Origin of the sequence: Chamaesiphon sp. (genome assembly GCF_041738855.1) — a bacterium.
Taxonomy (GTDB): Bacteria; Cyanobacteriota; Cyanobacteriia; order Cyanobacteriales; family Chamaesiphonaceae; genus Chamaesiphon.
This window is the reverse complement of the sequence record NZ_JBGSPA010000004.1, coordinates 42,427-68,463: the sequence shown is the minus strand read 5'-3', so window position 1 is coordinate 68,463 and position 26,037 is coordinate 42,427. Positions and strand designations below refer to the sequence as shown.

Below are 26,037 nucleotides of genomic sequence, written 5' to 3'. Positions count from 1 at the left end.
ACAGTTAATGCCACAGACTGCTGTGAGTCTACTTTTATTAGAAATCGAGCGTCAGCGAGAATTTCTGTTGTCACAGGGGCTGGCATTCGAGTTAGTTTCACTGGAAATTTAGTGCCTATATACTAGTGCAAGATGTGAGATTATTTATAAATACGCCCATCCACTTAGTTAGACACGCTCTTTAGCCAGGACTAACACGATCGCGGAACGATGATGAAGTACTAGATATCTACGAGCCAAACCCCAGCTATACCCTCAAGATGTCACCACCACCCGCGATCGGTTATCTTGAAGGGTATTACGCGCTCAGATGTACTGAGGAGAAGGATTGATGGAACTAGATCGGGCTGAGAAGATCGTCAAAGAACTGCTTGCGCCGAAATACCTCAGTCCCCCTCAAAAAATGGTATTCAGGGCAGCTTGGAAAGGGCAATCATATCGCGATCTGGCTAGAACCGCTGGCTACGAGTTTAACTACATCAAAGGAGTGGGTGCCCAAGTGTGGCGGATGTTGGCGATCGCCACCAACACGCGGGTATCCAAAAACAACTTTCGGCAGGTACTGGAGTCCTTGGCTCACAGCGACGATCTGCCAGCACCGATCGAGCCAGAGTCCACCCAGTCGCAGATTGATTGGGGGGTAGATCTGGACATCCCCGCATTTTATGGGCGCGAACTAGAACGCAGTCAACTACACCACTGGCTCGTAACCGATCGCTGTCGAGTGGTGGCGATTTTGGGGATGGGTGGCATGGGCAAAACCACGATGGCGATCGAACTCGTCCGGGAGCTGCAAGCCACCTCACAGGCGTCAGCAGGGGGCGATCCGCAGCAATTTAGCTGTATCTTGTGGCGAAGTTTGCTCAATGCCCCGCCTCTAAAAGAATTGCTCCCAGAATCGATCCGCACGTTAATTGACTCTCAACAGCGACAACTCGGTCAAAATTCGCTTCAGCACAGTGTTGACGATCGTGCAAACTTAGCACCGATCCCCAAATCGGTCACAGGTCAGATCGATTTACTCCTGGAAATTTGTCAGCAACATCGCTGTCTGATCGTCTTGGATAATTGCGAGTCGATTTTTCAAGCGGGGGTGCAGGTGGGTCAGTATCGAGCTGGATATGCCGACTATGGCGATTTGTTTAGCACCTTGGGGCGGATGAATCACCAGAGTTGTCTATTGCTAACCAGTCGGGAAAAGCCGACCCAAATCAGTCAGTTGGAAGGGGTCAATGCTAAAGTCAGGACTTCGATCTTACCAGGGTTGGATGCCACCGCAGGAGCGCGAATTTTTGCCGATCGTGGGTGCAAACCCGTCGCTGTACCAGAGTGGGCAGAGGTCAATCGGTATTGTGGCGGCAATCCGCTTGCCCTGCAACTGATCGCGGCGGCGGTGGCGGAAGTAGCCGATGGGGATGTGAGTGAAATTTTTCCGTATCTGCGATCGAGCAACTTGGGATTTACAGATATTCACGTCTTGCTAGAGCAACAGTGGGAACGGCTGACAACGGAGGAGCACCAAGTGATGTACTGGCTGGCGATCGGGCGAGAACCGCTAGCCAGTGCTGACTTGGAAGCGGGACTACACGCCGACTGGAATCGCCTGCCTCAGGACAATTTGGGTGCCGCTCCAGCCGAACGCTCGATCGCGGCTAGCTCATCGGTACTGGGTGTGTTGCAATCCCTCCGCCGCCGGAGTATGCTCTCGACGCTAACGGACAGCGATCGCGGCAAGCATCAGTGGTCGTTACAGCCGATGGTGATGGAATATGTGACGGGGAGATTTGTCGATCGGATCTGTAGTGAGATCGAGCGGCAGGTGCCGTTTGTGCTCAATACTCACCCACTGATGCAGGCAAATACCAAAGAGTATCTGCGTCAAGCTCAATTGCGGCTGATCGTCCAACCCGCGATCGATAGAATGCGGGCGAAGCTCGGCAATCCCGCCCAAATTGGCAGGCATTTGCGGCAGATCCTCGCCAACTGGCAACAGACTCATCCGCTCCAATCTGGCTACTTGGCTGGTAATTTACTCAATTTACTGATCGAGCTGAAGCTGGATTTGACCGATCTGGACTGTTCGGAGTTGGTCATCCAACAGGCGTATCTGGTCGGTACAGACTTGGTGGGCGTCAATTTTACCAACTCACGGACGATCGATTGCGCTTTTACCCAAACTTTTAGTAGTATTCTGGCGATCGCTTATAGTCCCGATGGTCAAACTCTCGCCGCCAGCGATAGTAACGGGGATATACGGCTGTGGTGTGTCAATGATGGTCAGTGTTTGCTCACTTGTGTGGGACATACCAACTGGGTAAGGGCGATTGAATTTAGCCCAGATGGACGCTATCTAGCAAGTTCTAGCGACGATCGGACGATCGCCGTGTGGGATTTACACGATAGTGGTACCTGCTGTCAGACGATCGGCGAGGGGATCTACAGTCTGGGCTTGAGTTTTAGTCCCGATGGTCGCTATCTGGCTAGCGGTAGTGCCAACAACCATATTTATTATTGGGATCTACTGACGGGTACCTGTGTGCGTCAGCTTGAAGGACATCACAACTGGTCGATGGATGTCTGCTGTCACCCCCACGGTCATCAATTGGTCAGTGGTAGTGCTGACGGTACCGTGCGGGTATGGGATTTGGCTAGTGGTAGGTGCGATCGGGTCTGGAGCGGGCATGAAAACTGGGTGACAACGGTTGATTATAGTCCCGATGGCAAAACGATCGTCAGTGCTAGTCTCGATGGCAGCTTGCGCCTCTGGGATGCCACTGAGGTGATGGATTTGCCAGTAGAGCGGGACACTTGTCGGCTGGTGGTGACCGGACATGGTGGTGAGATCTGGTCGGCGGTATTTAGTCCTGATGGGTCGCACTTTGCCAGTGCGGGTGTCGGCGGATTGCTACGGATTTGGCGCACGGTGGATGGTGAGTGTCTGCATCGGTTGGAAGGGCATAGCGATCGGTTGTGGTCGGTGGCGTTTCATCCCGATGGTCATCGCCTAGCTAGTGGGGGCGAGGATCGGGCGATTCGGTTGTGGCAAGTGAGCGATGGCAAATGTCTTCAGGCGATCGATGGTTATACCAACTGGTTGCGATCGATCGCCTGGAGTCCCGATGGACAGCGGCTGATTACGGCTAGTCGGGATGCCCTGATCCGCGTGTGGTCGCTCGATCCGCCAACTTGTCTCCAGCAGTTAGCCGGACATACCAAATCGACTACTGCTGTCGCCTACGACCCGCTGGGCGTGACTTTTGCTAGTGGGGGGAACGATCGGACGATTAGAATTTGGGACGCTCAAACTTGCGCCTCCAGGCAAATCCTGCGGGGGCATCATGAGGGGATTCTCGCCTTGGTATATAGTCCTGATGGCAAGTATTTGGTCAGTGGTGGCAGTGACTGTCGGATGCGGATCTGGGAGACTCAGCGGTGGCGATGTTTGTACGTGCGGACTGGACATACCGATCGGATTGGTGGGCTAGCTTATCATCCCCAGCTCCCGCTGATCGCCAGTGCCAGTGAGGATCGGACGGTCAGAATCTGGAATCTCCACGATCCGACTCCAGTTCACATCCTCTCCCAACATACCAATCGGGCGATCGCTGTCGCCTTTGACCCGTGTGGTCATATTCTCGCTAGCGGGGGGATGGATAGTCAGATCTTGCTTTGGGACATCGATACTGGCGAGCTGTGTCACACGCTCGTCGGGCATGAGGGGTGGATTCTTTCCCTGGCATATAGTCCTGATGGTAAGTGGCTCTTTAGTGGAGCTTCCGACCATACGATCAAAGTCTGGTCGATGGAGACTGGACTTTGTACCGATACATCAGTAGGGCACCAGAGCTGGGTGTGGTCGGTTGCGGTCAGTAGTTGCGGTCGGTTTTTGGCGAGTGCCAGTGAGGATGAAACGCTGCGGGTCTGGGATGCCGCAGGTGGGCATGTCCTGTCTACGCAGCGCGCGCGGCGTCCTTATGAGGGAATGAATATTGCTGGGGTGGATGGCTTGACAAAGGCGCAGATCGAGGATCTCAAAATTTTGGGGGCACGGGATTAGCAAAGCTCCCCGACTTCTACAAGAAGTCGGGGAGCTGGTGGCGCAGTAATGGTCGAAGTCGATCGATCGCTTAGCCCATCAAGCCATAAGCTGACATCCGCATGATTTCGCCAGTGTTGAAGCCGATATTATTTAGAGCTTCGCCGTAGGCAATCATGAAATCTTCAATCAATGCATCTTTTTCCATTCCCAGCACCTTGGCATCTTTGGTGACATCGTTGAGCATCTTCCACACGAGGGGGAGATTTTGACGGTTGGCGGTTTGGAGTTCGGCTTTGGCTGCCTCAAAATTGTCATGCAGCCAGACTTCGCCAAAATTGAGGTGCATGTACTCATCCTTGACCACGCCTTCGGTGATCTTGCGTGCGAAAGCATCTGCTACTGGGATATAAATATTGTAAGCAGCGATCGCAAAACACTCAATAATTAATGATTGAATCAACAAGCAGGTCACAATGTTTCCCGCTGCTGCCGCAGTCTGAAAATTCTCGTGCAACTGGGCGAAAAACTCCTTAGCAAAACCCAGATCTGGAGTTACTGCTAGATTTCGCGCACAGGCTTCAAAACCCTTTTTGTGGCGCATCTCCATTTTGGATAACTTCACTAAAGCGTCCTGCGAGTCTGGCAACAGCCCACCCAGAGTAATATAATTTTCATGGGCTTCTTGTTCGCCTTCGATCACGATCGCATTGATGCGACTGTAGGCATCCTTATAGGTTTCGCTGGCAAAGTTAAGTTCCAAACTGGCGGCAATCTGCACCATAAGTTCGATTTCTCCTGTATGTCCGAATTATATTTAATTTTACGTTCAGCCGATTGGTGGCTACACCTGTTGCGGGAAACATCTACAGTTATTGTAACGTTTTGCCAGCTAATCTAAAGTTTTATTGCTACTTCCCAACCTCACTATCTTAACCGATCGGAGACTAAACCGTGTACAAGTTGTCCAATCTCAGCTATTTTCGGTGGTGGCAGATTTTGAAGTGGCTGCTCCTGCTCGGTGGTGCTGGCTTGATGATGGTGCCATTAGCGGTCGTCTTTATCACCTCTATTACTCCGGTAGGCGAACTAGCGACTGGTTTCAAACTGCCCACCCAGCTTACTTATGCCAATTATCAAGCCGCTTGGAATCAAGGCAATTTCCTCCTCGCTTTTGCCAATTCTACTTTTGTTGCCCTCGCTGTCACGGCGGCACAGATTTTTACATCCGCGCTAGCAGGTTATGCCTTGGCGCGGCTAAAGTTTCGCGGTCGTCAGGCGTTATTATTGCTAGTCTTGGCTACGCTGGTGATTCCCTTTCAATTGTTGGTAATTCCGATCTTTTTGATTCTCAAGTGGGGGCATCTTCTCAATACCTACAGCAGCTTGATTTTGCCTTCTGCTGCTAGTGGTTTTGGCATCTTTTTGCTGCGGCAATTTTTCCTCACCATCCCCATCGAGCTGGAACAAGCCGCCAGTCTCGATGGTGCCAATCGGTTCCAAATCCTGTGGCGGATTATCCTCCCCCTATCGCGTCCCGCACTGACAACACTGTTTTTGTTTACCTTCATCGGTGAATGGAATGACTTATTCAAGCCGCTAATTTTCACCACCCGTCCCGAATTGCGTACCGTCCAACTCGCTCTATCTGAGTTTCAAGAGCAATTTACCAATAGTTGGCAACTCCTGATGGCAGCAGTCGGCATCGCCACTGTGCCGATTGTCATCCTATTTTTACTTGGACAGAAGCAATTTATTCAAGGTGTGGCGAGTACGGGGATTAAGGAGTGAGGGCATTAGGCATTAGGCATTAGGTATTAGGTATTAGGTTTTAGGTTTTAGGTTTTAGGCTTTAGGGGTGGATTGAGGGTAAAGGGTAGAGAGTAGAGAGCGGTAAAAAACCGCTTGCGGTTTTTTACCTGGGAGGAGCGATGCTCGTTCCCTAAAACCTAAAGCCTAAAGCCTAATCTCTACTCCCTAAAGCCTAAAGCCTACTCCTACGTTCCAGGTAGATCGCGCAATCGATCGGTCAAGTGCGATCGATCGGCTAAAGTCTTGAGTAGTGGCCCATGCGCGCCAAACTCAACCACGCTGACGCTACAGACTGGCATCCCGAGCCGATAGCGAAATCGTCCAGCATCGATACCTAGCAGGCTGCACAACAGGATCCGAATCGTTGCCTTATGTGATACGACCAAAACATTGCCAGTGGTATATTTTTGACTGATTTCTTCGACTACGGCGAGAGCACGCGCTGCAATTGCCATCGCTGATTCGCCGCCTGTGGGTGGATTCCAGCCTGGATCTGCCAACCAGCGGAGATAGTCGTCATGATACTCTCGATCGACCGTAGCGACATCCTTGCCCTCCCAGACACCATAATTGATTTCCTGCAATCCCTCTCGCAGTTGTAACTCCATTTTGAGGGCATTGGCTAGCGGCTCTGCTGTCAAGATCGCGCGTTCCTTGGGACTGCAATAAATAGCTTCCCACGACGTACTGGTATAGGTTTTGGCGAACACCTCCGCCATTTCTTCACCATCAGGAGTCAGAGCTGGATCGATCGATCCACAAAACAAGTTACCGCGACTGGAGGCAGTCTGTCCGTGGCGGAGAAAGTAAAGGTTTAGAGTCATATTGTTAGGATGCGATAGGGCAGATAAAGGTACTCTGTTTCAATCCAAGCAAGGTTGCACTGTTGCACTGACGGTTACTATCTTACTCTCGAATCAAAACTCTGTTAGTATGAGAAGCAGGGGCAAGTTAAGTGATTAATTTGCCCCTATGCTTCTTGGAATAATAAATTACCAGGAGTGGGTCGAACCCCACTTTTTTTGTTGTTTGCTACTGCTCCACAGCATAGTGCTGTAACGATCGCGACAACCCGTTCATCCAAGCAAGCGACGATCGGATTTATCCACAATATCAGCTTGCTGAGTATGGACGATCGAGATGGAAATTAGCCGATCTTCCAGATTCCGATCGGGACTGCTCCGATAGCCACTACTTTCTATTTATTGCCACATTTATGGCTCATCCCCTCGTCCCCCAAATCACCGATATCGCTACCCCAATCGCCGCAGAATTGGGGCTAGAAGTAGTTGCCGTTGTCTTTCACACCCACGAACGCCCACCCTGCTTGCGGGTAGATATTCGCAATCCTACTGCTGATACCGGACTCCAAGACTGCGAACGCATGAGTCGCGCTCTCGATGCGGCACTCGATCTGAGTGAGACGATCTCTTTTCCCTATGCGTTAGAGGTTTCGAGTCCGGGTACGAGTAGAGAGCTAACCACCGATCGCGAGTTTAATGCCTTTAGCGGCTTTGCAGTGCAAGTGACGACGCACCAACCCTCGGACACCAAAACTGAGTGGCAGGGGCAATTAATTCGTCGCGATGACACCAAAATTTATCTCAGTCAAAAAGGACGCACGATCGAAATCCCGAGAGAATTAGTCAGTAAAGTTTATTTAGATGACAAATAATGCGGCGCAATCGATGATTTATCATCACTACTCCCTGCCACTATAGAACTAGAAAACCTGTCGATCCACCATTTACCATCCACCATCCACTATTCACCATCCACTCACTACCCTAAACGTCTAACTTGACACTAAAAAACTAGCTCAAACCTAAATATTAGCAATCGATTAAATTAAAAATTATGCCAAAATCCAAACAACAAAAAAAAAGTAATGTTGGTTTGCCGCAATTGCGGAATATGATCGAGGAAATCAGTAAAGATCGCAACCTCCCTAGTTCTGCCGTCCAGACAGCCTTGAGAGAAGCTCTCCTCAAAGGTTACGAACGCTATCGCAGATCTCAACATCTCGATCGAATGGAGTTTGAGGAAGATCATTTTGATAATTTTGATGTCCTGTTAGACCTCGATGAAGAGGCTTTTCAAGTTGTTGCGACTAAAACGATCGTCGCCGAAGTTGTCGATGAAGATCGGGAAATCTCGATCGATGAAGTCAAAAATATCCAACAAGCAGCGGGCGTAGATCTTTCAGAAGGAGAACTCGCCCAAATTGGTGATTCGGTCGTCCTTGATGTGACACCCGAGCGTGAAGATTTTGGGCGGATGGCTGCCATCCAAGCCAAACAAGTTCTCGCCCAAAAACTGCGGGACCAGCAACGCAAAATAATTCAAGAAGAATTCGAGCAATTTGAAGGTACAGCCCTAATGGGGAAAGTCCTCAGATTCGAGCGTCAGTCAGTGATCATATCTGTAAATAGTAGCTTTGGACAGCCAGATGTCGAAGCCGAACTGCCTCAAAAAGAGCAGTTACCCAATGATAATTATCGGATCGGGCGCACATTTAAAGTCTTTCTCAAGCAAGTTCGCGAAGGCTCGCAACGCGGCCCACAACTCCTCGTCTCGCGGGGTGCCGCCGGATTGGTTGTCGAATTATTTGCCAATGAAGTGCCCGAAATCGAAGAAGAACTAGTCAGAATCGTGGCTGTGGCGCGAGAAGCCAGTCCACCCTCGCGACATGTCGGCCCCCGTACCAAGATCGCTGTAGACACCTTGGAGGGCGATGTAGACCCCGTGGGTGCTTGTATCGGTGCCAGAGGTTCGCGGATTCAAGTCGTGGTCAATGAGTTGCAAGGGGAGAAAATTGATGTGATTCGCTGGTCGCCCGATCCTTCTACTTATATCTCGAACGCGCTCAGTCCAGCGCGCATTGATGAGGTGCGCTTGGTCAATCCCGATGGTCGTCAGGCACATGTATTGGTACCTGTAGATCAGTTGAGTCTCGCCATCGGCAAAGAAGGGCAAAATGTCCGACTAGCGGCGCGGTTGACTGGCTGGAAAATCGATATCAAAGATAGTGCTAAATACGATCCAGTGGCGGCGATGGCTGAGGTCGAATCCCAGCGTCGTGTGGAATCAGACTATCCGTCTCGCTATCAGCCTGATTATCAAGATGCTGGCTATGCTGAGGATAATTATTAAATTAGTCGATCGTCGATCTGGTGATTACAGCAGTCGCCACATCGCTGAGGATAGTGTCAAAAAGTAGGGTGGGCACTGCCCACCAGTTACAATTTATGCAGCTCTAATAAATTTGGTAACGTTCAGAAAGTGGTTGAGAATGTAATGGGAATTTCATTTGTGGAACCTCTTTCCTGTAAAATCGCGACATCTCGACCTAGTTAGTAGCTCTCATCATCGATCGCAAGGTAATGGTTCAGCATTATTTAATTGGCTGGTAAACTTGGCACGTACCCAAAATTGCCACCAATTAACTCTAGATTCTGGCGTACAAAGCTTTGCCGCACACCGCTTTTATCTACGCCACCGGATGGAAATCACCAGTCATCACTTCACACTGAAATTATGACAGCCACTCCAGAACAAGCTAGAGAAATTATTCGCTGGGGCAATCGAAATCGACGGATGTTGCGGGAAAATTATCGCCGTCAATTTGTTGCTTATAGTGCAACACGATTGTTAGCAGCCGGAACGGACTATCAGCAGGTTAAAGCTGACGCCCAAAAGATGGAAGAACCATTTTTAATTGATTGGATGCCTGCTTTGACGGCAGATGTTCAGTTTTACTGGATTAAGTTCTATAGTCTTGCTGGACATGAATGGGAACCTTTATACCCAGTCACTCTCACCTGCGAAACTAGCAGTGAAGAGATACTGATGGTGGTAGATTCTGGTGCTCAATTAAGCCTAATTAGTAGGGAAGTTGGTGAGTCGTTAGGATTTGAGGTATCTAAAGGAGAACCGATTACAGTTGGACAAGGCGTTGGGGGTGAAGTCGAGTATGTTAAAAGAATTATCGATCTAAAGATCGATGGATGCACCTTCAAAGCTCCGGTAGCCTGGCTGCTAACAGAGATCGCCAACGCGCCGTTATTATTGGGGCGAGAGATTGTCTTCGACTTATTCGATATCAAATTTGTGCAAGCAGAGGAACGGGTTGAATTTGAATGGCGAGGGGAAAGTGGTTAAAGATTATCGTCGATGTGTCAGTTGTCGCAAGCTTGCGCCGAGAAATGAGTTTTGGCGAGTGGTAAGATCTCATCCCGCGCATACCGTTACCATCGAGCTAGACCAGACACTCGTGCAGGGACGCTCGGCTTATTTATGCCCGACGGCTGCATGCTTGCAAGTAGCCCAGAAAAAGAATCGCTTGGGTCGATCGCTTAAAGCTAGAGTAGGGGAGGAGATCTATCAACAATTGGGGCTGTTACCACACTCTCCCGCTCCCTAGTTTAAGACGGATGCGATCGTCTGGAGTAAATCTTGAGTGCTAAAGGGTTTGGATAAGAAGGCTTTAATTGTGGCACCATAGTTTTGAGCGGCAATTTCAGACACGGACAAACCACTCATTAGAATGACGCGGACATTGGGATCGATCGCGTGGAATCGAGCGATCGTATCGGTCGGATCGCTACCAGGCATCATCCAGTCTAGTAAAATTGTCTGAATTTCAGTATGGTGTCGAGCGTACAATTCGATCGCTTGCTCGGAGTTGCTAGCTGCAATACTGCGATAGTTATAGGATTCAAGCGTGGTAGCAAGGGTGTCGCGGATCGCAGGTTCGTCATCGACGATCGCAATTAGTTCGCCGTTACCTGTCGGTATCGGGAGGATCGATCGAATATATTCTGGTGCCATTTGGGCTGTCGCTGGCAAGTAAAATCGAAATTGTGACCCGTTGCCGACTTGACTGGAAACATCGATAAATCCGTGGTGATTGTTGACGATCCGCTCGACTGCGGCAAGTCCCAAGCCCGTACCTTTGCCGATGGGCTTGGTTGTAAAAAATGGCTCAAAAATTCTGGACATCAATTCTGGCTCGATGCCTACGCCCGTATCTGCAACTGTAATCGCGACATAATTACCGCCCCGTGTATAGGGGTGGAGTTTGGGATACTCATCACTGAGCACGATATTTTCTGCCATAATCGTCAACTCACCACCAGTTGGCATCGCGTCGCGGGCATTGACACACAAGTCGATCAGCACTTGATGGAGGTGGTTGGCATTGGCAGAAATCGTCCACAGGTGACTATTCTCGATTTGGAGGCTGACTGCGATCGATCTGGGAAAAGTTTGCCTGACGATATGTAATACGTCGGCGAGGAGATGTCGCGGTTGGAGGAGTGTATGTTCGCTATCGCCACTTCTGGCAAAAGCGAGAATTTGCGAGACCAATTCCCGTCCGCGCTGAGAATTTTCAGCTAGGGTGGTCAGTAATTTGTGCGTGCGCTCGTCTAGATTCTTGAGTCTGAGTGGGAGCAGCTCGGTAATCGCGACGATCGGCGTGAGGATATTGTTGAGGTCGTGGGCGATCCCACTTGCCAGGGTGCCGAGATTCTCTAGTCGTTGCGCGTGCAGGAATTGACGTTCCAATAGTTGATGCTGGGTGATGTCAGAATCGATCGCCAAAATCGATTGGGGGGTATCGCTAGTGGCGGCGACTAGATACCAATGACTGGCGACAGCGATGCTGTTTCCGGCTTTAGTGAGGAGCTGAAGTTCTCCGCTCCATTCGCCACGAGTGAGTGTCTGCTCGATCGCCGTTTGATATTGCGGATCTTCAAGATGGTAGAGAAAGTCTGTTACTTGTTTGCCAATTGCTGTCTCGGTGGGCCATCCATACATCTTGTGGGCACTTCGATTCCAATATTTTATTTCACCCTGAATCGACCACAGGAAGACGGCGTCTGTAACCAAATCTAATAAAACTGACTGCTCGCAACAAAGGTAGTGCAGTTCCTCAATTTGGGAAGGAGCGACTGATGCCTCATGAACAACTGTGGATCGATGACTAAACTCCATGCCTTATTCGAGGTATCGATACCCCGCTCTCGCTCGGCTGACTCTTCTAGCATAGCTCTAGATTTAATTCTTAACCATAAATTCTTAAACAAATATTAAATAAATTGATATTTTTGATATTTATATGTTAGTGACTCCTCGATGTCAAATTAGAGATTTAGGGTAGTAGATGGATGGTGGATGGTGGATGGCTTGCACTGAGCGTAGCCGAAGTGTGAATGGTGGGGACTATCGGCGTCGCTTGGCGTACTTGTTCTGAATGCGGTGGACGATCGCCAAAAATTCACGACCTTTAGTAGGATTGACCATCGCGACATAGTTGGCAAATCCAACGATCGATTGTAAGAGATCCGCGCCTTGTCCCCATTGTTTGCCAGCTAAACCATCTTTCTCGATCTGGTAGAGGGTGGCGCGAAACCGCCGGAGGGCGGCGCGATCGACATTGAGCTTCTCATTGACAATTACTCCCGTCACCTCTTGTTGCTGCGACTGTCTCAGGACACGGGTTTTGGCGGGATGGAGCGTCAATCCTTCATGAGTGACGATGCCGTGGGTACCTTGTAAGATATTGCCGATCTCGCGGAGCTTGTCGCTGTCAGTAGTCGAAAAAGTCAGATCGTCAGCATAGCGAGTGTAAGTATAGCCGCGATTGCTAGCCATTCGATCGAGTCGGCGATCGAGTCGTCTACAGAGTAAATTGGTCAATGCTGGGCTACTGGGCGCACCTTGGGGCAAATGCCGCTCGGTTTGGGCGATATAATAAGTCTTGCCATCTAGCTCGACGGCTGTCACCTCCGGCTCGGTGCAAATCAAACCCAAAATCGTAGCAATGGCTTCAGAGTACCCAAGCGATCGAAAAATCCCTTTGACGCGGTGGTAAGAGATCGATGGAAAAAAGTTCTCCAAATCGAGATTGATGACCACGGCTGCGCCGACATGGCGTTGCGCGTTGGTAACGATCGATCGACCCCGCCGGAAGCCGTGGGCGGCAGGATGGAGGACGATTTGCTCCAAGATATTGTCGAGAATCCATTGCTGGGCTTGCTTGAGCCGTGGTAACGGTGCGGAGATCTGGCGGACACCACCAGTCTTTTTGGGGATCTCAAAGCGCACATAGTGCGAAATTGTCGCCACCCGACGGGAGAAGGCGAGAAACCGCAACTGACCGATGGTGATGCCCATCGCGATCGCCAGATCGGCGGCGGTGTGCAAGATGGGCAGCCGATGCTGCTGCAAGCGATCGAGATCGGACTCGGTAAAATTTAGACCCGCCGAAACACCTTCCCCCAGGTAGCCGATCTCGCGCTCCTGCTGTGCGCTCCAAGCGGCGGCGCGGGCTTGTCGTTCGCGTTCGCGTCGCTCTTTGGTTTCTTGCTGCATGCGCCGCGACTCTGCCATCCGCAGCTTGACGGCGGCTTTTTTGAGTGCTTCCTCATCGTATAGGCGACGGTTTTCGGCTCTGAGGGTATCCAATTCGCGCTGGATCTCGCCACGACGGCGAATTTCATCTGCCGGATCGTTGGGGATCTCCCCATTTGCCGCCCAGAAGCCCAGCCGAATCATCTCGTCGAGGATGAATTCATCCTTCGAGGTTTGGCGAATTCGATCGTAGAGATCCTGACGAGTGCGGGGCTGTTCGGTCATGATGTTGTAGCTGAATAATTGGCGATCGCTAGTAATATTTATCAGACGGGATTGCCACATCTCGATCGCCTAGCAGCTCGGAATTGATACCTCAGTACTTGCGTACTGAAGCAATTGTATCATCAGGCTGAAAAATTGCCAAGACCTCTAACGGTGTCCAGCAGACGCTCGCTCGTCACCTGATGGGTAAGATCCCCATCAGGCGACTAATTACGACCGAAGGCGTAAAAGCGATGCTTGCAGGGTTGCTGCTGACAGCGATAAGGATAACGATTGATGAGTGAAAACAGCCGATCTTCAAGATCGACTCGTTGCGATCGGGCAATGTCGGCACTGCCGCATTTTGGGCATTTGCGCTCGACTTGAGCTTTGGCATTAGAAATCATCGGCTTAAAAGTAGATAGTGTGGGTAGATATTAGTTACCAAGTCTAACCAATCCCGATCTGGACTAAGTATAAATTAGGTATGATTGGACACTGATGCCAACGCTTAAATGCATCATTCTGGTCATAAATAAGCCAAATGGCTGATATATTTGATAAACGAGCTAACACATGAGTAAAAGTTATTTGTCATCGAGCGCGAAGATCGCTCGATCGAGGGATTGATTAGCCGCGCCAAATGTTTAATATTGCTGATAATTGTTTGCTCGTCCGCAGTGAATACTTTTACAGCTTTACGGAATCAGACATTGGTAAAATGTAGTTGAAATCAGAGCTTAATCATCTCTACAGCGACTTCAATCTGCAAAAGTTCCCACAACTTGTTGGGTCGATCGCTTCAATTTAATCCCTCATCTACCGAACCCCGTTGTACCTGCAAGGAGCGCATCATGGCATTCAACTCACACTCCGAATCTCACTACCTAGCTGAAGCTGAAGCTGAATTAATGGATTGCCTCCTCGCAGCTCCGACAGTTGAGTATCCTTGGAATCCAGCCGATCCTGACACCGCAGACTACTTTACCGAATCCGATCGGCATTTTAGTTGGGATGGTTGGTCGGATGACGAGATCGCACAGCAATCTCAATCTTTTTTGACGAGTGTCCAATCTTGTTGGGAGCCAGTTAGTACTGAGCCAGAACCAAGCCCACTCGCCGCAATTACCACCAAGTTCGGAGCTAGAGTCCCGCAACAGTGGCTGGCTCAAATCGCTGCCAATGTCAGCAATCTGGCGAATACCAATCTCGAACCTGTCGAACAACTAGTCCAATCAGTGCGGGATTTGCTATCAAATTGGGCGACTGACGATCTGTTGGTGATGGCACGTCCTTATGCTTATGCGATGCGGTGCAATCCCGGTGTAGACAACCCCGACAATATTGTCAGACCGTTAATATGGACAGAATTATCGGAAATAGAACGAGCAAAATTGACGATCGCGATCGCGCAATGTGCGCTCGATTCAATCTCAGATCGCAACTAGCACGCTCTGCCCCAGTGTTACCCGTGGCAATATCTACAACTATAATTTAAGGCGATAAGATCGAGATTACGCCAATGATAAATCGGAAATCTGTTGTGGAGATAGTTCGGTAAATAAGTCCGTAAAGTGGCGAATTTTGTTTTCGATTTCGTCCCACTCTTCTGCCGATTGAGAACCTCTAACGATGCCAGCACCTGCGAACAATAATAACCGATCGCGATCGACTAACCCCGAGCGAATAGCAACTGCGAACTCAGTATCATCGTAACCCACCCACCCCACAGGAGCTGCATACCAGCCTCGGACAAAGGGTTCTAGGTCTTGAATCAATTTTAAAGCTTGAGGTCTGGGCACACCGCCGACAGCGGGTGTCGGATGGAGCTGAGGCAAGATCTCGGCATCAGTGAGATCCGGCTTTAAGATTCCATGACATTGGGTATATAAATGTTGAACTTTATTGAGTTTGAGGATCGTCAACTGGCGATCGATACTGACGCGATCGCACAACCGATCTAAAGTTGTTTGTAAGTTATTGACAACTAATTGATGCTCGTGGATATCTTTGGCTGAATTGAGTAAGTTGTCACTCAATTGACGATCGATTCCTGCGGATGCGCCGCGCTGACGCGTCCCAGCAATCGCTTCAGTTTTCAATACTCGATCTTGACGGTAATACAGTCGCTCTGGAGAAGTACCAATAAAGGCAGTAGTGGGATCGATTTGGAAACAAAAATGATAAGTATGCAGATTGTGCGGTTTGAGCGATCGCAATAATGATTGCGGCTGCAAATCGGTCGTGAATGTTAGGGTTGATTGTCTGGCAAGGACAATTTTGTCCAGCTTTAAATCTGCAAATTTAGCTAGAGCTAAGTCGATATTTCGATGCCAATCGAGCTGAGTTGGTCGATCGACGCGTTCGCACAGGAGCGGCTGACTCGAATCTTCAGCCACTGCTCCTGAGTCGATTTCTGGTTGAGCAAAATCGAGTTGATTGAGTTCGGCAAGGATGGCACTCAAGGCTTGGTGAGCGATGCGATCTCGTGGTGCATCCAATCTTTCTCCACCTAGATCGCCTACCCAATTGCAGCAAAAATTACAGGCAAAAAAAGTATCGATGCCATCCGTCCATAGCTCGAATCTCGGTACGATAAACCGATAATTACCAAATAGTTTCCAACTTGGATCGATCGCTTGCTGTTGACTAAAACCGATTCCCCCATAGTAGCGAACTTGGGGAAAGAGCGGTGATAGATTTTGCCTCAGTTGCCCAAAAATAGTTGGGTAGTCGATCGGGATGTCCCCAGCGATCGCATTGAGAACACCGACTCCCGCCATTGCAAAACCACCCTGGCGATCGGACCAATAAGTTTTCACGTCTGCTGTTTGGCGTGCTAACCAATTCAATGGTTCGAGGGTGGCAATCTGGACTTCAACTCTCAAAATTTTTCCCGCCATCGCTGGTGGGAGATCGATTAAATCCTCTTTGAAAAATTTTTGAATCTCAGTGGCTATCTTCAGATAAAAATCCATTGTAAGCTATGAATTATAAATTGTCCTCCTGAGCGACAATGGGAGCAGTTACAATCGTCAGGGGAGGATCGACCACAGGTGCCCGACCGGAACTCAAAGCTGCTACTGCTACATTACCAGGATTGACAATCCCACCCGAAATTACTACTTTAAACGCATCTTCAATTGACATTTTCAGATCCAAGACATCGGTCTCGGCGACCACTGCATACCATCCGGTTGTAGGATTGGGAGTAGTCGGGATAAATAGGTTCAACATCCCGTGGGGCATCTGGGACTGAATCTCACTGTCGAGCGTGCCAGTTACAAATGCCAATGCCCAAATCCCTTTGCGCGGATATTCTACCAATACTACCCGCCGGAATTTGTTGCCCGAATCCTTGAGGAGGGTTTCTAACAATTGTTTGAGCGTTTTGTAGACTGCGCCTGCAAGTGGGATCGCCTGAAGGACTCTTTCACCAAAATCTAACAGCCACTTGCCCGCGATATTCCGCGCCATCAACCCAATTAGCAAGATCGTCAACAAGGGTGCCGTCAAGCCGACCAAGAGGTTCAATATCGATACTAGCACTGGCGGCAGTCCATCAAAGGGATCGATCTGCTTGGGGATACTAGTCAAAAAATTGATGACCCAGGTTGCCACATTGATCGATAGCCAGATGGTGGTGGCGAGGGGAATCACGACCAGTAATCCAGCTATTAAATCATTTTTTAAGTCCTGCTTGAAATGTTGGAACACAAATCTCCGACTGTTAGGACGATTGGTAACGATCGACTTACCTACTCATACTATACAAAGCTTTGTGCGATCTGGCGAGGGGTGAGATGCAGCCATCTGGCGATGATATTCGCTGGGATCGGTGGCTGGGATTTGAGTGCCGCCGTTGTCAAAATTCAACTAGTCCCTTCCCACCAGGGCAAATAGACAATCACCATCCACCCTTGACCCTTTTCAACCACTACCCTAGATATCTAATTTGACACTAGTGTCAAATTAGTATCGCCGATCGATTATTTGAGTACTCGTCTCAATCCAGCCCAGCCGATCGTGATATAAGCAATCGCCAAGAGTAGACTTGCCATACTAGTACGAACACCAGTTTTTAACAGCCGATCGCTGGCTTGAGTTTCAGCTTTCTGTTTTTGTTTTTGCAACTGTTGGAGGTTTTGTTCTGACTCTTGGGCAAATTTTTTGGGGTCGGCAAGCAACAGCTCTAGTTTGGATTTGGTAAGCTGGAGACCAGCTAGCCGTTCGCCTTGAGCTTGACCACTGGCGAGTTCTTTGTCAATGGCAGTAATTTGTTCTCTAATTTTGTCTTTACTTTGAGCGTTGATTTGTTGGAGGTTGGTTTTGATGCCTTGCTCTAGCTGGGTCACCTCATCACTGATTTTTTTGAGATCTTGGGCTTTAAAGTCATTGGTGGTCATCAATTGAAACGGAATAATCAAGATAAAAATCAATCCCAAGAGACTCGCCAGACTAAACGTGCCAATCCGCCAGGTGTTCCCCCGTTCGCCACCATCTTCAGTCGAGACAATCTCAATCCAATCACCAGCAATGACAAAGGCAATCCCCACCAATGGTAACAGCCCACGATCGACTAGCTGACTAGTGGCGTACAGCCACCAGCGATTGCCTTCCAGGATCAGGTTTTCAGGTGGAAATAACAGCATGAAAACTAGATCGATCAGGGAAGATAGAATCAGTACTGCACCTGCGGTTTTGAGTGCAAGGGGGGTCAGAAAACTACTAACAGTAGGTTGCATAGTCTAAATTATGGAGATGTTAAGAATCGATCTGGGCAGAATACGAACAAATGAATAGTGGAGGAGCTAACCAACTAGATTATCTTGTTTTGGGGAAGTTCCCATCGATCGACCCCTAGTCTCGCCTAAAATCTAATTATTCAGTTTAGCCGCTATCTCGACTTTTATGACTTCTGAAATACTCATTTCCCCAGAGCCACAAGCATTAATCGACACCGCTTTAGCTCTGATTGTGGAACGAATTCTGACGGCAGTTGGCGAACGACAATCTTGTGCGATCGCGCTATCTGGCGGTTCGACACCGCAACCATTGTACGCGGCTCTGGCTGGTGCTGACTTACCGTGGCAACAGATCCACATCTTTTGGGGTGACGAACGCTATGTCCCCGCCGAGCATCCCGATAGTAACTACGGGATGGCCAAACAAGTCTGGCTCGATCTGGTACCAATTCCGCCAGCGAATATCCATCCGATGCCGACAGATTTGACTGAGCCGCAACTGGCAGCGGCAGAGTACGAGCGACAAATCACGACTTATTTTGTGCCAGCAACTGGGGCAATTCCAGTTTTTGACATTATCCTCCTGGGCATCGGTGATGATGGGCATACAGCCTCTTTATTCCCCCATACGGCAGCTTTGACGGTAGTCGATCGCTTGGTAACTATCGGTGACAAAGACGGACAGCCCCGGATCACTTTTACCTTTCCGCTCATCAACCAGGCAAGGAGTGTCATCTTCCTGATTTCCGGCACTAGCAAACAAGCGGCTCTAGCCGAAATTTTTGCACCGATGGGCGATCTGGCAGCCTATCCAGCCAGAGGTGTCCGACCTCAAGGGGAATTATTATGGCTATTAGACGCAGCGGCTGGCGAACAGCTCGGTAGTGGCACATAGTGTGTTTGAGATAATACGTAACACAAAATACCCAACCCTACACTTAACTCTGATAGAATTGAGACGAGTTAAGTACTTAATACTTAAAATTTAATTTTTTGACGATCGTCCATCCGCAACTGTAAACACGACAATCCGGAGTGAGCAACTAACTGCGAAGCTTTTCAGCCAGCATTACCAGCCACTAGCTCCCTAGCTCCGGCCAAATTGGCATCAGTTAAGTCCCTAAAACTTAAAATTTAATTTTTTTATGATCGTCTGTCCGAACTGTAAACATGACAATCCGGAAGGAGCAACTAACTGCGAAGCTTGTTATACAGCATTGCCAGCCACGAAAGCTTGCCCAAACTGTGGAGCCTCGATCCAACTCGATGCGACATTTTGTGGACAGTGCGGTCATAACCTCAAATCTACGGAGTCGAATGCGCCTATTCTGCTGCCACCACCTGCTATTGGCGCGATAACTTCGCCGCCAGCAATGGCGAGTGTCAGCCTACCACCGACAGTGCTCACTCCTCCAGCGGCAGATATTTTTGTACTGCCACCCGAGCCGACACCAGCAGCCATCAGCCCTGAGTCGCCCATAGCCGAGCCAGCAGTCGCAGCACAGAAGACGAGTGAAGTCGCACCGCCAGTAGTCCCACTAGCTGTCGAGCTAGAGCCAGCAGTGGCACCCACGACAGCACCGCCACCGCCCCCAGTCCCATCGGTAGTGCGGCAACTCCTGCATCTCCAAACAAATACCCCAATTGAGATTCCACCACAGCTTCAAACGATCCATTTAGGTAAACCTAACGATCTAGTAGCTCCAGATATCGATGTATCGAGTTTTCCCTGTGCGGAGGTGGTGTCGCGAGTTCATGCAAATATCCAGTTAGAAGGAGAAAATTATTACATTGAGGATGTTGGTAGTGCTAATGGTACCTATATCAATCACAATGTTTTGGCAAAAGGCAATCGTCATTTGCTACGTCCTGGAGATCGGATCGGATTGGGGAAGGGGGATTTAGTCACTTTTCTATTTCAATCACCCACAGCACACTAGATCGAGCTGCATTGATAGTTTGCCGCCCGAGTCGATCGTCGCACTTCAAGGCGATCGACTAGCGGAATGACACTCGCATCGAGTAAGCTGCACTTAGAGGACTGATGCAAAGTTCGATCGAGTCCTCTGACCTTTGCATCAGTCAGGATCGAGTACCACTTACAGAGAGACTCACATTCTGCGGCAGTTGTTCGCACCGAGGTTGACTCGTATTCATTGGTTCAATTTTCACTAGTTACTACTAAATGTTATCTACGCTCGTCCTCAGTTTACTTAATTCCATTCCCGTACAGAGTTGGACATTTACCTCTGGTGATGTCATTCGGATTGGACGGGCGACAGATAACCAAGTAATTTTATTTAGTGCGGTTGTCTCTCGACATCATGCCGAATTACGATGGGATGAAACTAGTGGTTGGCAGATTTTTAATATTAGTCCCAATGGCACTTATGTAGACGGCGAAGCGATTAGCAGTATTAAAGTAATCGATGGTATGACGATCCGGCTGGCGACATCTGGGCCAAAAATTCAAATTAAAGTAGAAGTTGCTAATTAAATAGGTGACAGTGATTAGCTTCTGAGCTGGACTGGCATGACTAGATAGGTCATTTTTACACCACCGAGCGGGGTCAGGATGACGGGTTCGAGGGGACCATTGAGATTGATGGCGATCTCCTGGGTAAGCAGTGTTTTCAACCCATCCATCAGGTATTTGATATTAAACGCAATATCTAAGTCCGCGCCAGATATCTGTGCCATTAAGGATTCTCTACCGCTGCCTCGATCTTGGCTTTCGACGGTAAGATCGATCGACTGCTTGGTACTATCGATACTGAACTTGACAAGATTACTGCGATCTGCTAGCACGGCAATCCGTTCTAAAGCTGTCAGTAGTTGCTTGCGATCGAGCGTAATCTGGCGTTGGAACTGCTTGGGAATTAGTAAGCGATAATCAGGATATTTGCCTTCAAGTGTCCGCGTCGTCAACTTGCGATCGGCCCAGCCAAATACGACCTGTCCCTGTTCGAGCTGCAATCCCAACCTGTCAACTTCGTGCCCGCTCCCGAGCATTTTTTCCAGCTCTCGCAGTGCTTTGGCAGGGACGGTAACTTCAAACGATCCGGTGTTGGGTTGCGCTCCGCGCTCCGCTGGAGCATCTACACTTGGTTCGTAATCACTGGGATAGACCTCAACAATTCCTAGTCGGTGCCCGTCGGTGGCGGCAAATTCCAGCCGCTCCGGCTCAACTTTGAGATACACTCCAGTCAACACTTGCTTGCTTTCGTCCTGGCTACAGGCGACTAATGACCCTTTCAAGCCATCGATGAAGGCGGTGGCACTGAGTTGATTTGGTTCGCCGTCCTCGATCGCCGGTAGCTCTGGGAACTCTTCAGCACTCATTCCCAGCACCTGATAGCGACCGGAGGCGGAGGTAATTGTGACGAGATTTTCGCCCGCTTCATCGTCGATCGTAATCTCGCCGCTGGGCAATTTGGCGACAATATCCGTCAATAACTTGGCAGGTAGTGTCAACATTCCTGCTGCTGCTACCTGGGCACTAAAATTAGTTTGGATGCCCAAGCTGAGATCGAATCCAGTGAGCTGAATGCGATCGGGATCTTGACTGACTTCAATTTTGATATTCGCGAGGACTGGATGAGTCGGACGCGTGGATACAGCTCTGGCTACCAATGCTAAGTTGATATTTAGATCTTGCTGGGTGCAGACAAATTTCATGAATTAGGCTTTAGGTTTTAGGTTTTAGCGGATGCGCGATACGTAGGCTTTGCCGAGGGTTTAGCGACCCAAACACATGCGGAGGTTCCCTCCGCATGTGTTTGGGTCAAGACAGCACAGCAAGCGGGCTTTAGGGGTTAGGCTTTAGGTTTTAGGGTTTAGGCTGGGTTGCGGACTTGGAGAACGAAGAATTCTTGACGATCGATGATTTGGTCAATCGTGTAGCCTGCCATCTTGAGGCTATCGGGGACTTGTTCGATCGGTTCGCCAGCATCCAACCATACTTCCAATAGTTCTCCCGCCGCCATCTGTTCGAGCTTCATCTTGGTGCGGACAAAATTAATCGGACATGGTGTCCCGCGTAGGTCTAGTTGAGTCATTGATTTAGGCTTTAGGTTTTAGATGTTAGGCTTTAGGTTTAGGCTTTTGGAGGGTGGGCAGTAGATTTTGGAGGGTGGGCACTGCCCACCATCTAGGTATTAGGCATGATTCTTTCGACCGCTCGTACCGACCTCACATCCAAACCCTAATACTTAAAGCCTAAAGCCTAAAACCTACTTAAAGACATTACCAAAGATACTACCTATACCACCCTTGCCGACGCGATCGCCGCGTAGTTTGGCGAGTTTTTCGAGGAGATCGCGTTCTTCAGTACTGACTTTCGCTGGGATATCGATTTGGATTGTCAGCAAATGATCGCCTCGGCTGACCTCATTACCTAGGCGTGGCACACCTTTTTGTTCGAGTTTGAGGACGGTATTTGGTTGGATACCTGCGGGAATATTTAGCTCGGTTGCCCCATCGACAGTATTGATTTGAATGTGGCTGCCGAGAATTGCCTGGAGATAACTGATTTTGACTTGGGAGAGGATATTAATCCCCTCACGGCGAAACTCGGCATCTTCTTCGACATGTAAATAGACATAAAGATCTCCGGCTGGCCCACCACGCAGCCCAGCATCGCCTTCTTTACCGATCCGCAGTTTGGTACCATTATCGACCCCTTTGGGGATGGATATTTTGAGCTTCTTGGTTTCCTGCTTGCGTCCGGCACCGTTACAGACTTCACATTTATCTTCAATGACTTGACCGTCACCATTACAGGTCGGACAGACCGAGACTTGGGTGAAATTGCCAAAGGGGGTGCGAGTGTTGCGGCGGACTTGTCCGGCTCCGCCACAGGTGCTACAAGTTTGAGGGACAGAGCCTGGTTTTGCGCCTGTACTCTTGCAAGTGGTGCAGGCTTCGAGATGTGGAATCCGAATTTCTTTCTCACCGCCGAAGATGGCTTCGTGGAAATCTAGCTTGAGATCGAGGCGGAGATCTTCACCTCTGGCGGGGCCATTGCGACGGCGGGTAGTTTGTTGTTGTCCTGCTGCACCACCAAAGCCATTGAAGAAAGCATCGAAGATATCGGCAAACCCTCCCATATCGCCCGCGTCGCCATATCCAGGGGCTGATCCGCCGCCTGAAGACACTCCAGCTTCACCAAAGCGATCGTAACGAGCGCGGAGTTCTGGCTCGGAGAGGACTTCATTGGCGCGGTTGATTTCTTTGAAGGTGTCTTCCGCCCCAGGCTCTTTGTTGACATCTGGGTGGTATTTCCGCGCCAGTCGGCGATAGGCGCGTTTAATTTCTTCCTGATCGGCATCTCGTGAGGTGCCAAGGATTTCGTAATAGTCGCGTGCCATAGAGAAGTTCTATCTTACAAGGAGTGTGCGAAAAGCAGGATCGGGGGTGGGATGGAGCGGATCGGTAAGGAGCTAAAAACTCGATCGCAGCGCGAATTATTGTTACTAGTTTGACAACACGCTTTGGGCTTCAATCCTCAGCAGCGATACCGCTGGATCGTAGCGCGATTTACAGGCTTAGCAAAGCTCGATCGCCATTTTCGCTGCTGATTTAACAATGTGATATTTATTGTAAATGAATCGGGTCTAAGTGATGGAGTATTAACCGTAATTATCTATTCCCGTACCTGTGATAAATTAGCGATCTAGGGTGGATGGTGGATGGTGGATGGTGAATGGTGAATAGACAGGTTCTCTATTTTCCCAATCCCAGACCCTAAAGCCTAAAGCCTCAAGCCTCAAGCCTAGAGCCTCAAGCCTACTCCACGACTTCATAGTCAGTAGTAGCTGTCTCGTCATCATAATCTAATGTGAGTGTGCTGGCGACCTTTTTGGCTGGGGGTGGTGGGGGTGGTGGGGGTGCTGCGGCTCTACTGAGGGGCGCGTGTCTAGTCCGCCCATTAGGATTGGGTGGCTCAGTCTTGGTGGACTGGTTGGGAGTGGTGCCTTGTTGATAGACGGCTGCACCCATTGCGAAAATTTGTTGCTGGAGCCGATCGATCGCTTGTTGGACATTTTCTAAGTTGGCTGATGGTTCGAGCAGCAGCATTTGGAGTTCTCTGGCGGTCTTTTCGGCTTGTTCGCGGAGCAGATCGTTGATGAGATGACCGTTGTCTTTGAGGGCGATATCATAGGTGTGGAACAGGGCATCGGCTTGGTTTTTGAGTTCCACCAATTGGAGTCTGCGCCAGTCATCTTGAGCGTAGGTTTCGGCTTCTTTCCGCATCCGCTCGATATCGACTTTGTTGAGTCCGCCTGTATTGGTAATCGAGACGGTTTGTTCGCGTCCTGTCCCGCGATCTTGGGCTGAGACCTTCAAAATCCCATTCACATCGATATCAAATGCCACTTCAATTTTGGGTACCCCACGGGGCGCAGGGGGGATGCCTGTGAGCAGAAATCTACCCAGGCTCTTGTTATCTTTTGCCATTGCCCGTTCACCCTGGAGGACATGGATTTCGACGGAGGTTTGTCCGTCAGTGGCGGTGGAAAATTCTTGACCTTTACTAGTCGGAATGGTGGTGTTGCGCTCGATGATCTTGGTGAAGACTTCGCCCAGGGTTTCAATGCCCAGCGAGAGGGGGGTGACATCGAGGAGGAGGACATCTTTGACATCGCCACCGACTACTCCCGCTTGAACGGCAGCACCCATCGCGACGGCTTCGTCGGGATTGACCGATCGATCGAGTTCTTTACCGCCAAAGAAGTCTTGAATGGCACGTTGGACGGCAGGAATGCGGGTGGAGCCACCGACGAGGAGGATGCGATCGATTTCTTTAGTTTGGAGATCGGCATCTTTGAGTGCGCGCTGCACAGGTTCGAGCGTGGCTTCGATCAGAGCCGAGACCATTTCCTCAAATTTAGTCCGTGTTAATTCGATTTCTAGATGTTTGGGGCCTTGAGCATCGGCGGCGATAAACGGGAGGTTGATCGTCGTGCTCATCATGGTAGAGAGTTCGATTTTGGCTTTTTCGGCAGCTTCACGCAAGCGTTGCAGAGCCATTTTATCTTTCAACAGATCGATCTTTTCCGTTGTCCGAAAGTGTTTGATCATCCAGCGGACGATTTCATTGTCAAAATCATCCCCACCCAGATGGTTGTTGCCAGAAGTCGCTTTGACCTCATAAATGCCGTTACCAAGTTGCAGTACCGAGACATCAAATGTCCCCCCACCCAAGTCAACTACCATGATTTTTTGCTCGGTATCGGCTTTGTCCAAGCCGTAGGCAAGCGCAGCAGCAGTCGGCTCGTTGATAATCCGCAATACTTCTAGTCCCGCGATCGTCCCGGCATCTTTGGTAGCTTGGCGTTGGGCATCGGTAAAATAAGCTGGAACCGTGATCACGACTTGCTCGATTGGCTGTCCCAAAAAATTTTGGGCATCCTTCTTGAGCTTTTGGAGGATCATCGCGGACACCTCTTGCGGTGTGTAGGTACGTCCGCGAATCTGCACATCAACAGTATTGTCGCGCCCTTTGATGCAACTGTAAGGGACGCGATTGCGTTCTGTTTCTGTGTCTTCCCACCGCCGCCCGATAAAGCGTTTGATACTATAGACGGTGTTTTCCGCATTAGTAACGCCTTGGCGTTTGGCTAGTTGTCCGACTAATTGTTCGCCACCTTTGGCAAATCCAATGATACTGGGAGTGGTGCGACCACCTTCAGAACTGGAAATGACCACTGGAATCCCGCCTTCGAGGACGGAGACACAGCTATTGGTAGTACCGAGGTCGATGCCGATGACTTTTGCCATAAAATTGAGGCAATCTCTAAAAAAGTATGCAGGGAAAGGGGG

Annotated in this window: 25 protein-coding genes; 13 read left to right on the top strand and 12 right to left on the bottom strand. The window is 49.6% G+C overall.

Annotation, left to right across the window (positions count from 1 at the left end; translation table 11 throughout):
• Positions 1-331 precede the first annotated feature (331 nt).
• The gene (locus tag ACEW9I_RS00785; protein WP_373538470.1) at positions 332-4,057 is read left to right on the top strand and encodes an AAA family ATPase; all 3,726 of its coding nucleotides are present in this window, start codon (positions 332-334) and stop codon (positions 4,055-4,057) included.
• A gap of 70 nt (positions 4,058-4,127) precedes the next feature.
• Here ACEW9I_RS00785 and ACEW9I_RS00780 read toward each other — a convergent pair whose 3' ends face one another.
• Complete coding sequence (locus tag ACEW9I_RS00780; RefSeq protein WP_373538469.1) at positions 4,128-4,820, bottom strand: aldehyde oxygenase (deformylating); 693 nt, start codon at positions 4,818-4,820, stop codon at positions 4,128-4,130.
• A gap of 170 nt (positions 4,821-4,990) precedes the next feature.
• Between ACEW9I_RS00780 and ACEW9I_RS00775 the strand changes: the two genes are divergently transcribed.
• Complete coding sequence (locus ACEW9I_RS00775) at positions 4,991-5,827, top strand: carbohydrate ABC transporter permease (protein ID WP_373538468.1); 837 nt, start codon at positions 4,991-4,993, stop codon at positions 5,825-5,827.
• A gap of 206 nt (positions 5,828-6,033) precedes the next feature.
• Here the strand turns inward: ACEW9I_RS00775 and ACEW9I_RS00770 are convergent, their stop codons facing one another.
• Positions 6,034-6,672 (bottom strand): histidine phosphatase family protein, encoded by a 639-nt coding sequence (locus ACEW9I_RS00770; RefSeq protein ID WP_373538467.1) that lies wholly within the window; start codon positions 6,670-6,672, stop codon positions 6,034-6,036.
• A gap of 198 nt (positions 6,673-6,870) precedes the next feature.
• On the opposite strand from ACEW9I_RS00770, the gene ACEW9I_RS00765 reads away from it, so the two are divergent.
• The 6 genes from ACEW9I_RS00765 to ACEW9I_RS00740 all read left to right on the top strand — a co-directional run bounded on the left by ACEW9I_RS00765 (position 6,871) and on the right by ACEW9I_RS00740 (position 10,271).
• A complete protein-coding gene (locus ACEW9I_RS00765; protein ID WP_373538466.1) occupies positions 6,871-6,999 on the top strand; it encodes a hypothetical protein in 129 nt (42 codons plus the stop codon).
• A gap of 65 nt (positions 7,000-7,064) precedes the next feature.
• Positions 7,065-7,523, top strand: a complete 459-nt coding sequence (gene rimP, locus ACEW9I_RS00760; protein ID WP_373538465.1) for a ribosome maturation factor RimP — start codon at positions 7,065-7,067, stop codon at positions 7,521-7,523.
• 182 nt (positions 7,524-7,705) lie between these two features.
• Complete coding sequence (gene nusA, locus ACEW9I_RS00755; RefSeq protein ID WP_373538464.1) at positions 7,706-9,001, top strand: transcription termination factor NusA; 1,296 nt, start codon at positions 7,706-7,708, stop codon at positions 8,999-9,001.
• A gap of 157 nt (positions 9,002-9,158) precedes the next feature.
• On the top strand, positions 9,159-9,389 hold the full coding sequence (locus ACEW9I_RS00750; protein WP_373538463.1) for a GNAT family N-acetyltransferase: 231 nt from the start codon (positions 9,159-9,161) through the stop codon (positions 9,387-9,389).
• Entirely contained in the window at positions 9,386-10,009 is a 624-nt protein-coding gene (locus tag ACEW9I_RS00745; RefSeq protein ID WP_373538462.1) for a retropepsin-like aspartic protease, read from the top strand. The genes ACEW9I_RS00750 and ACEW9I_RS00745 overlap by 4 nt, the downstream gene beginning before the upstream one ends.
• Positions 10,002-10,271, top strand: coding sequence for a YlxR family protein (locus tag ACEW9I_RS00740; protein WP_373538461.1), 270 nt, complete (start codon positions 10,002-10,004; stop codon positions 10,269-10,271). Before ACEW9I_RS00745 ends, ACEW9I_RS00740 begins: the two co-directional genes overlap by 8 nt.
• Here ACEW9I_RS00740 and ACEW9I_RS00735 read toward each other — a convergent pair.
• The 3 genes from ACEW9I_RS00735 to ACEW9I_RS00725 form a co-directional block, all read right to left on the bottom strand.
• The gene (locus ACEW9I_RS00735) at positions 10,268-11,845 is read right to left on the bottom strand and encodes an ATP-binding protein (protein ID WP_373538460.1); all 1,578 of its coding nucleotides are present in this window, start codon (positions 11,843-11,845) and stop codon (positions 10,268-10,270) included. The two genes, ACEW9I_RS00740 and ACEW9I_RS00735, sit on opposite strands and share 4 nt — an antisense overlap.
• Positions 11,846-12,073: 228 nt before the next feature.
• Positions 12,074-13,489: a reverse transcriptase family protein gene (locus ACEW9I_RS00730; RefSeq protein ID WP_373538474.1), complete on the bottom strand. Its 1,416-nt coding sequence runs from the start codon at positions 13,487-13,489 to the stop codon at positions 12,074-12,076.
• A 206-nt stretch (positions 13,490-13,695) separates the two neighbouring features.
• Complete coding sequence (locus tag ACEW9I_RS00725; RefSeq protein WP_373538459.1) at positions 13,696-13,875, bottom strand: hypothetical protein; 180 nt, start codon at positions 13,873-13,875, stop codon at positions 13,696-13,698.
• A gap of 447 nt (positions 13,876-14,322) precedes the next feature.
• Here ACEW9I_RS00725 and ACEW9I_RS00720 point away from each other — a divergent pair, with 447 nt between their 5' ends.
• Positions 14,323-14,916 carry a hypothetical protein gene (locus ACEW9I_RS00720; RefSeq protein ID WP_373538458.1) on the top strand — a complete coding sequence of 198 codons (594 nt, stop codon included), beginning with the start codon at positions 14,323-14,325 and terminating at the stop codon, positions 14,914-14,916.
• A gap of 66 nt (positions 14,917-14,982) precedes the next feature.
• On the opposite strand, the gene ACEW9I_RS00715 is transcribed toward ACEW9I_RS00720, so the two are convergent.
• Positions 14,983-16,446 (bottom strand): isochorismate synthase MenF, encoded by a 1,464-nt coding sequence (locus tag ACEW9I_RS00715; RefSeq protein WP_373538457.1) that lies wholly within the window; start codon positions 16,444-16,446, stop codon positions 14,983-14,985.
• 13 nt (positions 16,447-16,459) lie between these two features.
• Positions 16,460-17,185: a DUF502 domain-containing protein gene (locus tag ACEW9I_RS00710; RefSeq protein WP_373538456.1), complete on the bottom strand. Its 726-nt coding sequence runs from the start codon at positions 17,183-17,185 to the stop codon at positions 16,460-16,462.
• On the opposite strand from ACEW9I_RS00710, the gene ACEW9I_RS00705 reads away from it, so the two are divergent.
• Positions 17,174-17,371 carry a hypothetical protein gene (locus ACEW9I_RS00705; protein ID WP_373538455.1) on the top strand — a complete coding sequence of 66 codons (198 nt, stop codon included), beginning with the start codon at positions 17,174-17,176 and terminating at the stop codon, positions 17,369-17,371. The two genes, ACEW9I_RS00710 and ACEW9I_RS00705, sit on opposite strands and share 12 nt — an antisense overlap.
• An 86-nt stretch (positions 17,372-17,457) precedes the next feature.
• On the opposite strand, the gene ACEW9I_RS00700 is transcribed toward ACEW9I_RS00705, so the two are convergent.
• Positions 17,458-18,213, bottom strand: a complete 756-nt coding sequence (locus tag ACEW9I_RS00700; protein WP_373538454.1) for an HpsJ family protein — start codon at positions 18,211-18,213, stop codon at positions 17,458-17,460.
• 166 nt (positions 18,214-18,379) lie between these two features.
• Between ACEW9I_RS00700 and pgl the strand changes: the two genes are divergently transcribed.
• From pgl to ACEW9I_RS00685, 3 genes are all read left to right on the top strand, one after another.
• Positions 18,380-19,108, top strand: a complete 729-nt coding sequence (gene pgl / locus ACEW9I_RS00695) for a 6-phosphogluconolactonase (protein ID WP_373538453.1) — start codon at positions 18,380-18,382, stop codon at positions 19,106-19,108.
• Between the two features lie 250 nt (positions 19,109-19,358).
• A complete protein-coding gene (locus ACEW9I_RS00690) occupies positions 19,359-20,153 on the top strand; it encodes an FHA domain-containing protein (RefSeq protein ID WP_373538452.1) in 795 nt (264 codons plus the stop codon).
• Between the two features lie 245 nt (positions 20,154-20,398).
• Positions 20,399-20,710: an FHA domain-containing protein gene (locus tag ACEW9I_RS00685; protein WP_373538451.1), complete on the top strand. Its 312-nt coding sequence runs from the start codon at positions 20,399-20,401 to the stop codon at positions 20,708-20,710.
• Positions 20,711-20,724: 14 nt separating this feature from the next.
• On the opposite strand, the gene dnaN is transcribed toward ACEW9I_RS00685, so the two are convergent.
• From dnaN to dnaK, 4 genes are all read right to left on the bottom strand, one after another.
• Positions 20,725-21,891, bottom strand: coding sequence for a DNA polymerase III subunit beta (gene dnaN / locus ACEW9I_RS00680; protein WP_373538450.1), 1,167 nt, complete (start codon positions 21,889-21,891; stop codon positions 20,725-20,727).
• 158 nt (positions 21,892-22,049) lie between these two features.
• Positions 22,050-22,271, bottom strand: coding sequence for a sulfurtransferase TusA family protein (locus tag ACEW9I_RS00675; RefSeq protein ID WP_373538449.1), 222 nt, complete (start codon positions 22,269-22,271; stop codon positions 22,050-22,052).
• Between the two features lie 174 nt (positions 22,272-22,445).
• Positions 22,446-23,582, bottom strand: coding sequence for a molecular chaperone DnaJ (gene dnaJ / locus ACEW9I_RS00670; RefSeq protein ID WP_373538448.1), 1,137 nt, complete (start codon positions 23,580-23,582; stop codon positions 22,446-22,448).
• A gap of 418 nt (positions 23,583-24,000) precedes the next feature.
• On the bottom strand, positions 24,001-25,995 hold the full coding sequence (gene dnaK / locus ACEW9I_RS00665; protein ID WP_373538447.1) for a molecular chaperone DnaK: 1,995 nt from the start codon (positions 25,993-25,995) through the stop codon (positions 24,001-24,003).
• Between the last annotated feature and the right edge of the window lie 42 nt (positions 25,996-26,037).

Excerpts from the sequence above, each read along its gene's own strand:
- ACEW9I_RS00785 (WP_373538470.1), top strand. The coding sequence starts at position 332 with ATGGAACTAGATCGGGCTGAGAAGATCGTCAAAGAACTGCTTGCGCCG.
- ACEW9I_RS00780 (WP_373538469.1), bottom strand. The coding sequence starts at position 4,820 with ATGGTGCAGATTGCCGCCAGTTTGGAACTTAACTTTGCCAGCGAAACC.
- ACEW9I_RS00770 (WP_373538467.1), bottom strand. The coding sequence starts at position 6,672 with ATGACTCTAAACCTTTACTTTCTCCGCCACGGACAGACTGCCTCCAGT.
- rimP (WP_373538465.1), top strand. The coding sequence starts at position 7,065 with ATGGCTCATCCCCTCGTCCCCCAAATCACCGATATCGCTACCCCAATC.
- nusA (WP_373538464.1), top strand. The coding sequence starts at position 7,706 with ATGCCAAAATCCAAACAACAAAAAAAAAGTAATGTTGGTTTGCCGCAA.
- ACEW9I_RS00745 (WP_373538462.1), top strand. The coding sequence starts at position 9,386 with ATGACAGCCACTCCAGAACAAGCTAGAGAAATTATTCGCTGGGGCAAT.
- ACEW9I_RS00735 (WP_373538460.1), bottom strand. The coding sequence starts at position 11,845 with ATGGAGTTTAGTCATCGATCCACAGTTGTTCATGAGGCATCAGTCGCT.
- ACEW9I_RS00730 (WP_373538474.1), bottom strand. The coding sequence starts at position 13,489 with ATGACCGAACAGCCCCGCACTCGTCAGGATCTCTACGATCGAATTCGC.
- ACEW9I_RS00725 (WP_373538459.1), bottom strand. The coding sequence starts at position 13,875 with ATGATTTCTAATGCCAAAGCTCAAGTCGAGCGCAAATGCCCAAAATGC.
- ACEW9I_RS00720 (WP_373538458.1), top strand. The coding sequence starts at position 14,323 with ATGGCATTCAACTCACACTCCGAATCTCACTACCTAGCTGAAGCTGAA.
- ACEW9I_RS00715 (WP_373538457.1), bottom strand. The coding sequence starts at position 16,446 with ATGGATTTTTATCTGAAGATAGCCACTGAGATTCAAAAATTTTTCAAA.
- ACEW9I_RS00705 (WP_373538455.1), top strand. The coding sequence starts at position 17,174 with ATGTTGGAACACAAATCTCCGACTGTTAGGACGATTGGTAACGATCGA.
- ACEW9I_RS00700 (WP_373538454.1), bottom strand. The coding sequence starts at position 18,213 with ATGCAACCTACTGTTAGTAGTTTTCTGACCCCCCTTGCACTCAAAACC.
- pgl (WP_373538453.1), top strand. The coding sequence starts at position 18,380 with ATGACTTCTGAAATACTCATTTCCCCAGAGCCACAAGCATTAATCGAC.
- ACEW9I_RS00690 (WP_373538452.1), top strand. The coding sequence starts at position 19,359 with ATGATCGTCTGTCCGAACTGTAAACATGACAATCCGGAAGGAGCAACT.
- ACEW9I_RS00685 (WP_373538451.1), top strand. The coding sequence starts at position 20,399 with ATGTTATCTACGCTCGTCCTCAGTTTACTTAATTCCATTCCCGTACAG.
- dnaN (WP_373538450.1), bottom strand. The coding sequence starts at position 21,891 with ATGAAATTTGTCTGCACCCAGCAAGATCTAAATATCAACTTAGCATTG.
- ACEW9I_RS00675 (WP_373538449.1), bottom strand. The coding sequence starts at position 22,271 with ATGACTCAACTAGACCTACGCGGGACACCATGTCCGATTAATTTTGTC.
- dnaJ (WP_373538448.1), bottom strand. The coding sequence starts at position 23,582 with ATGGCACGCGACTATTACGAAATCCTTGGCACCTCACGAGATGCCGAT.
- dnaK (WP_373538447.1), bottom strand. The coding sequence starts at position 25,995 with ATGGCAAAAGTCATCGGCATCGACCTCGGTACTACCAATAGCTGTGTC.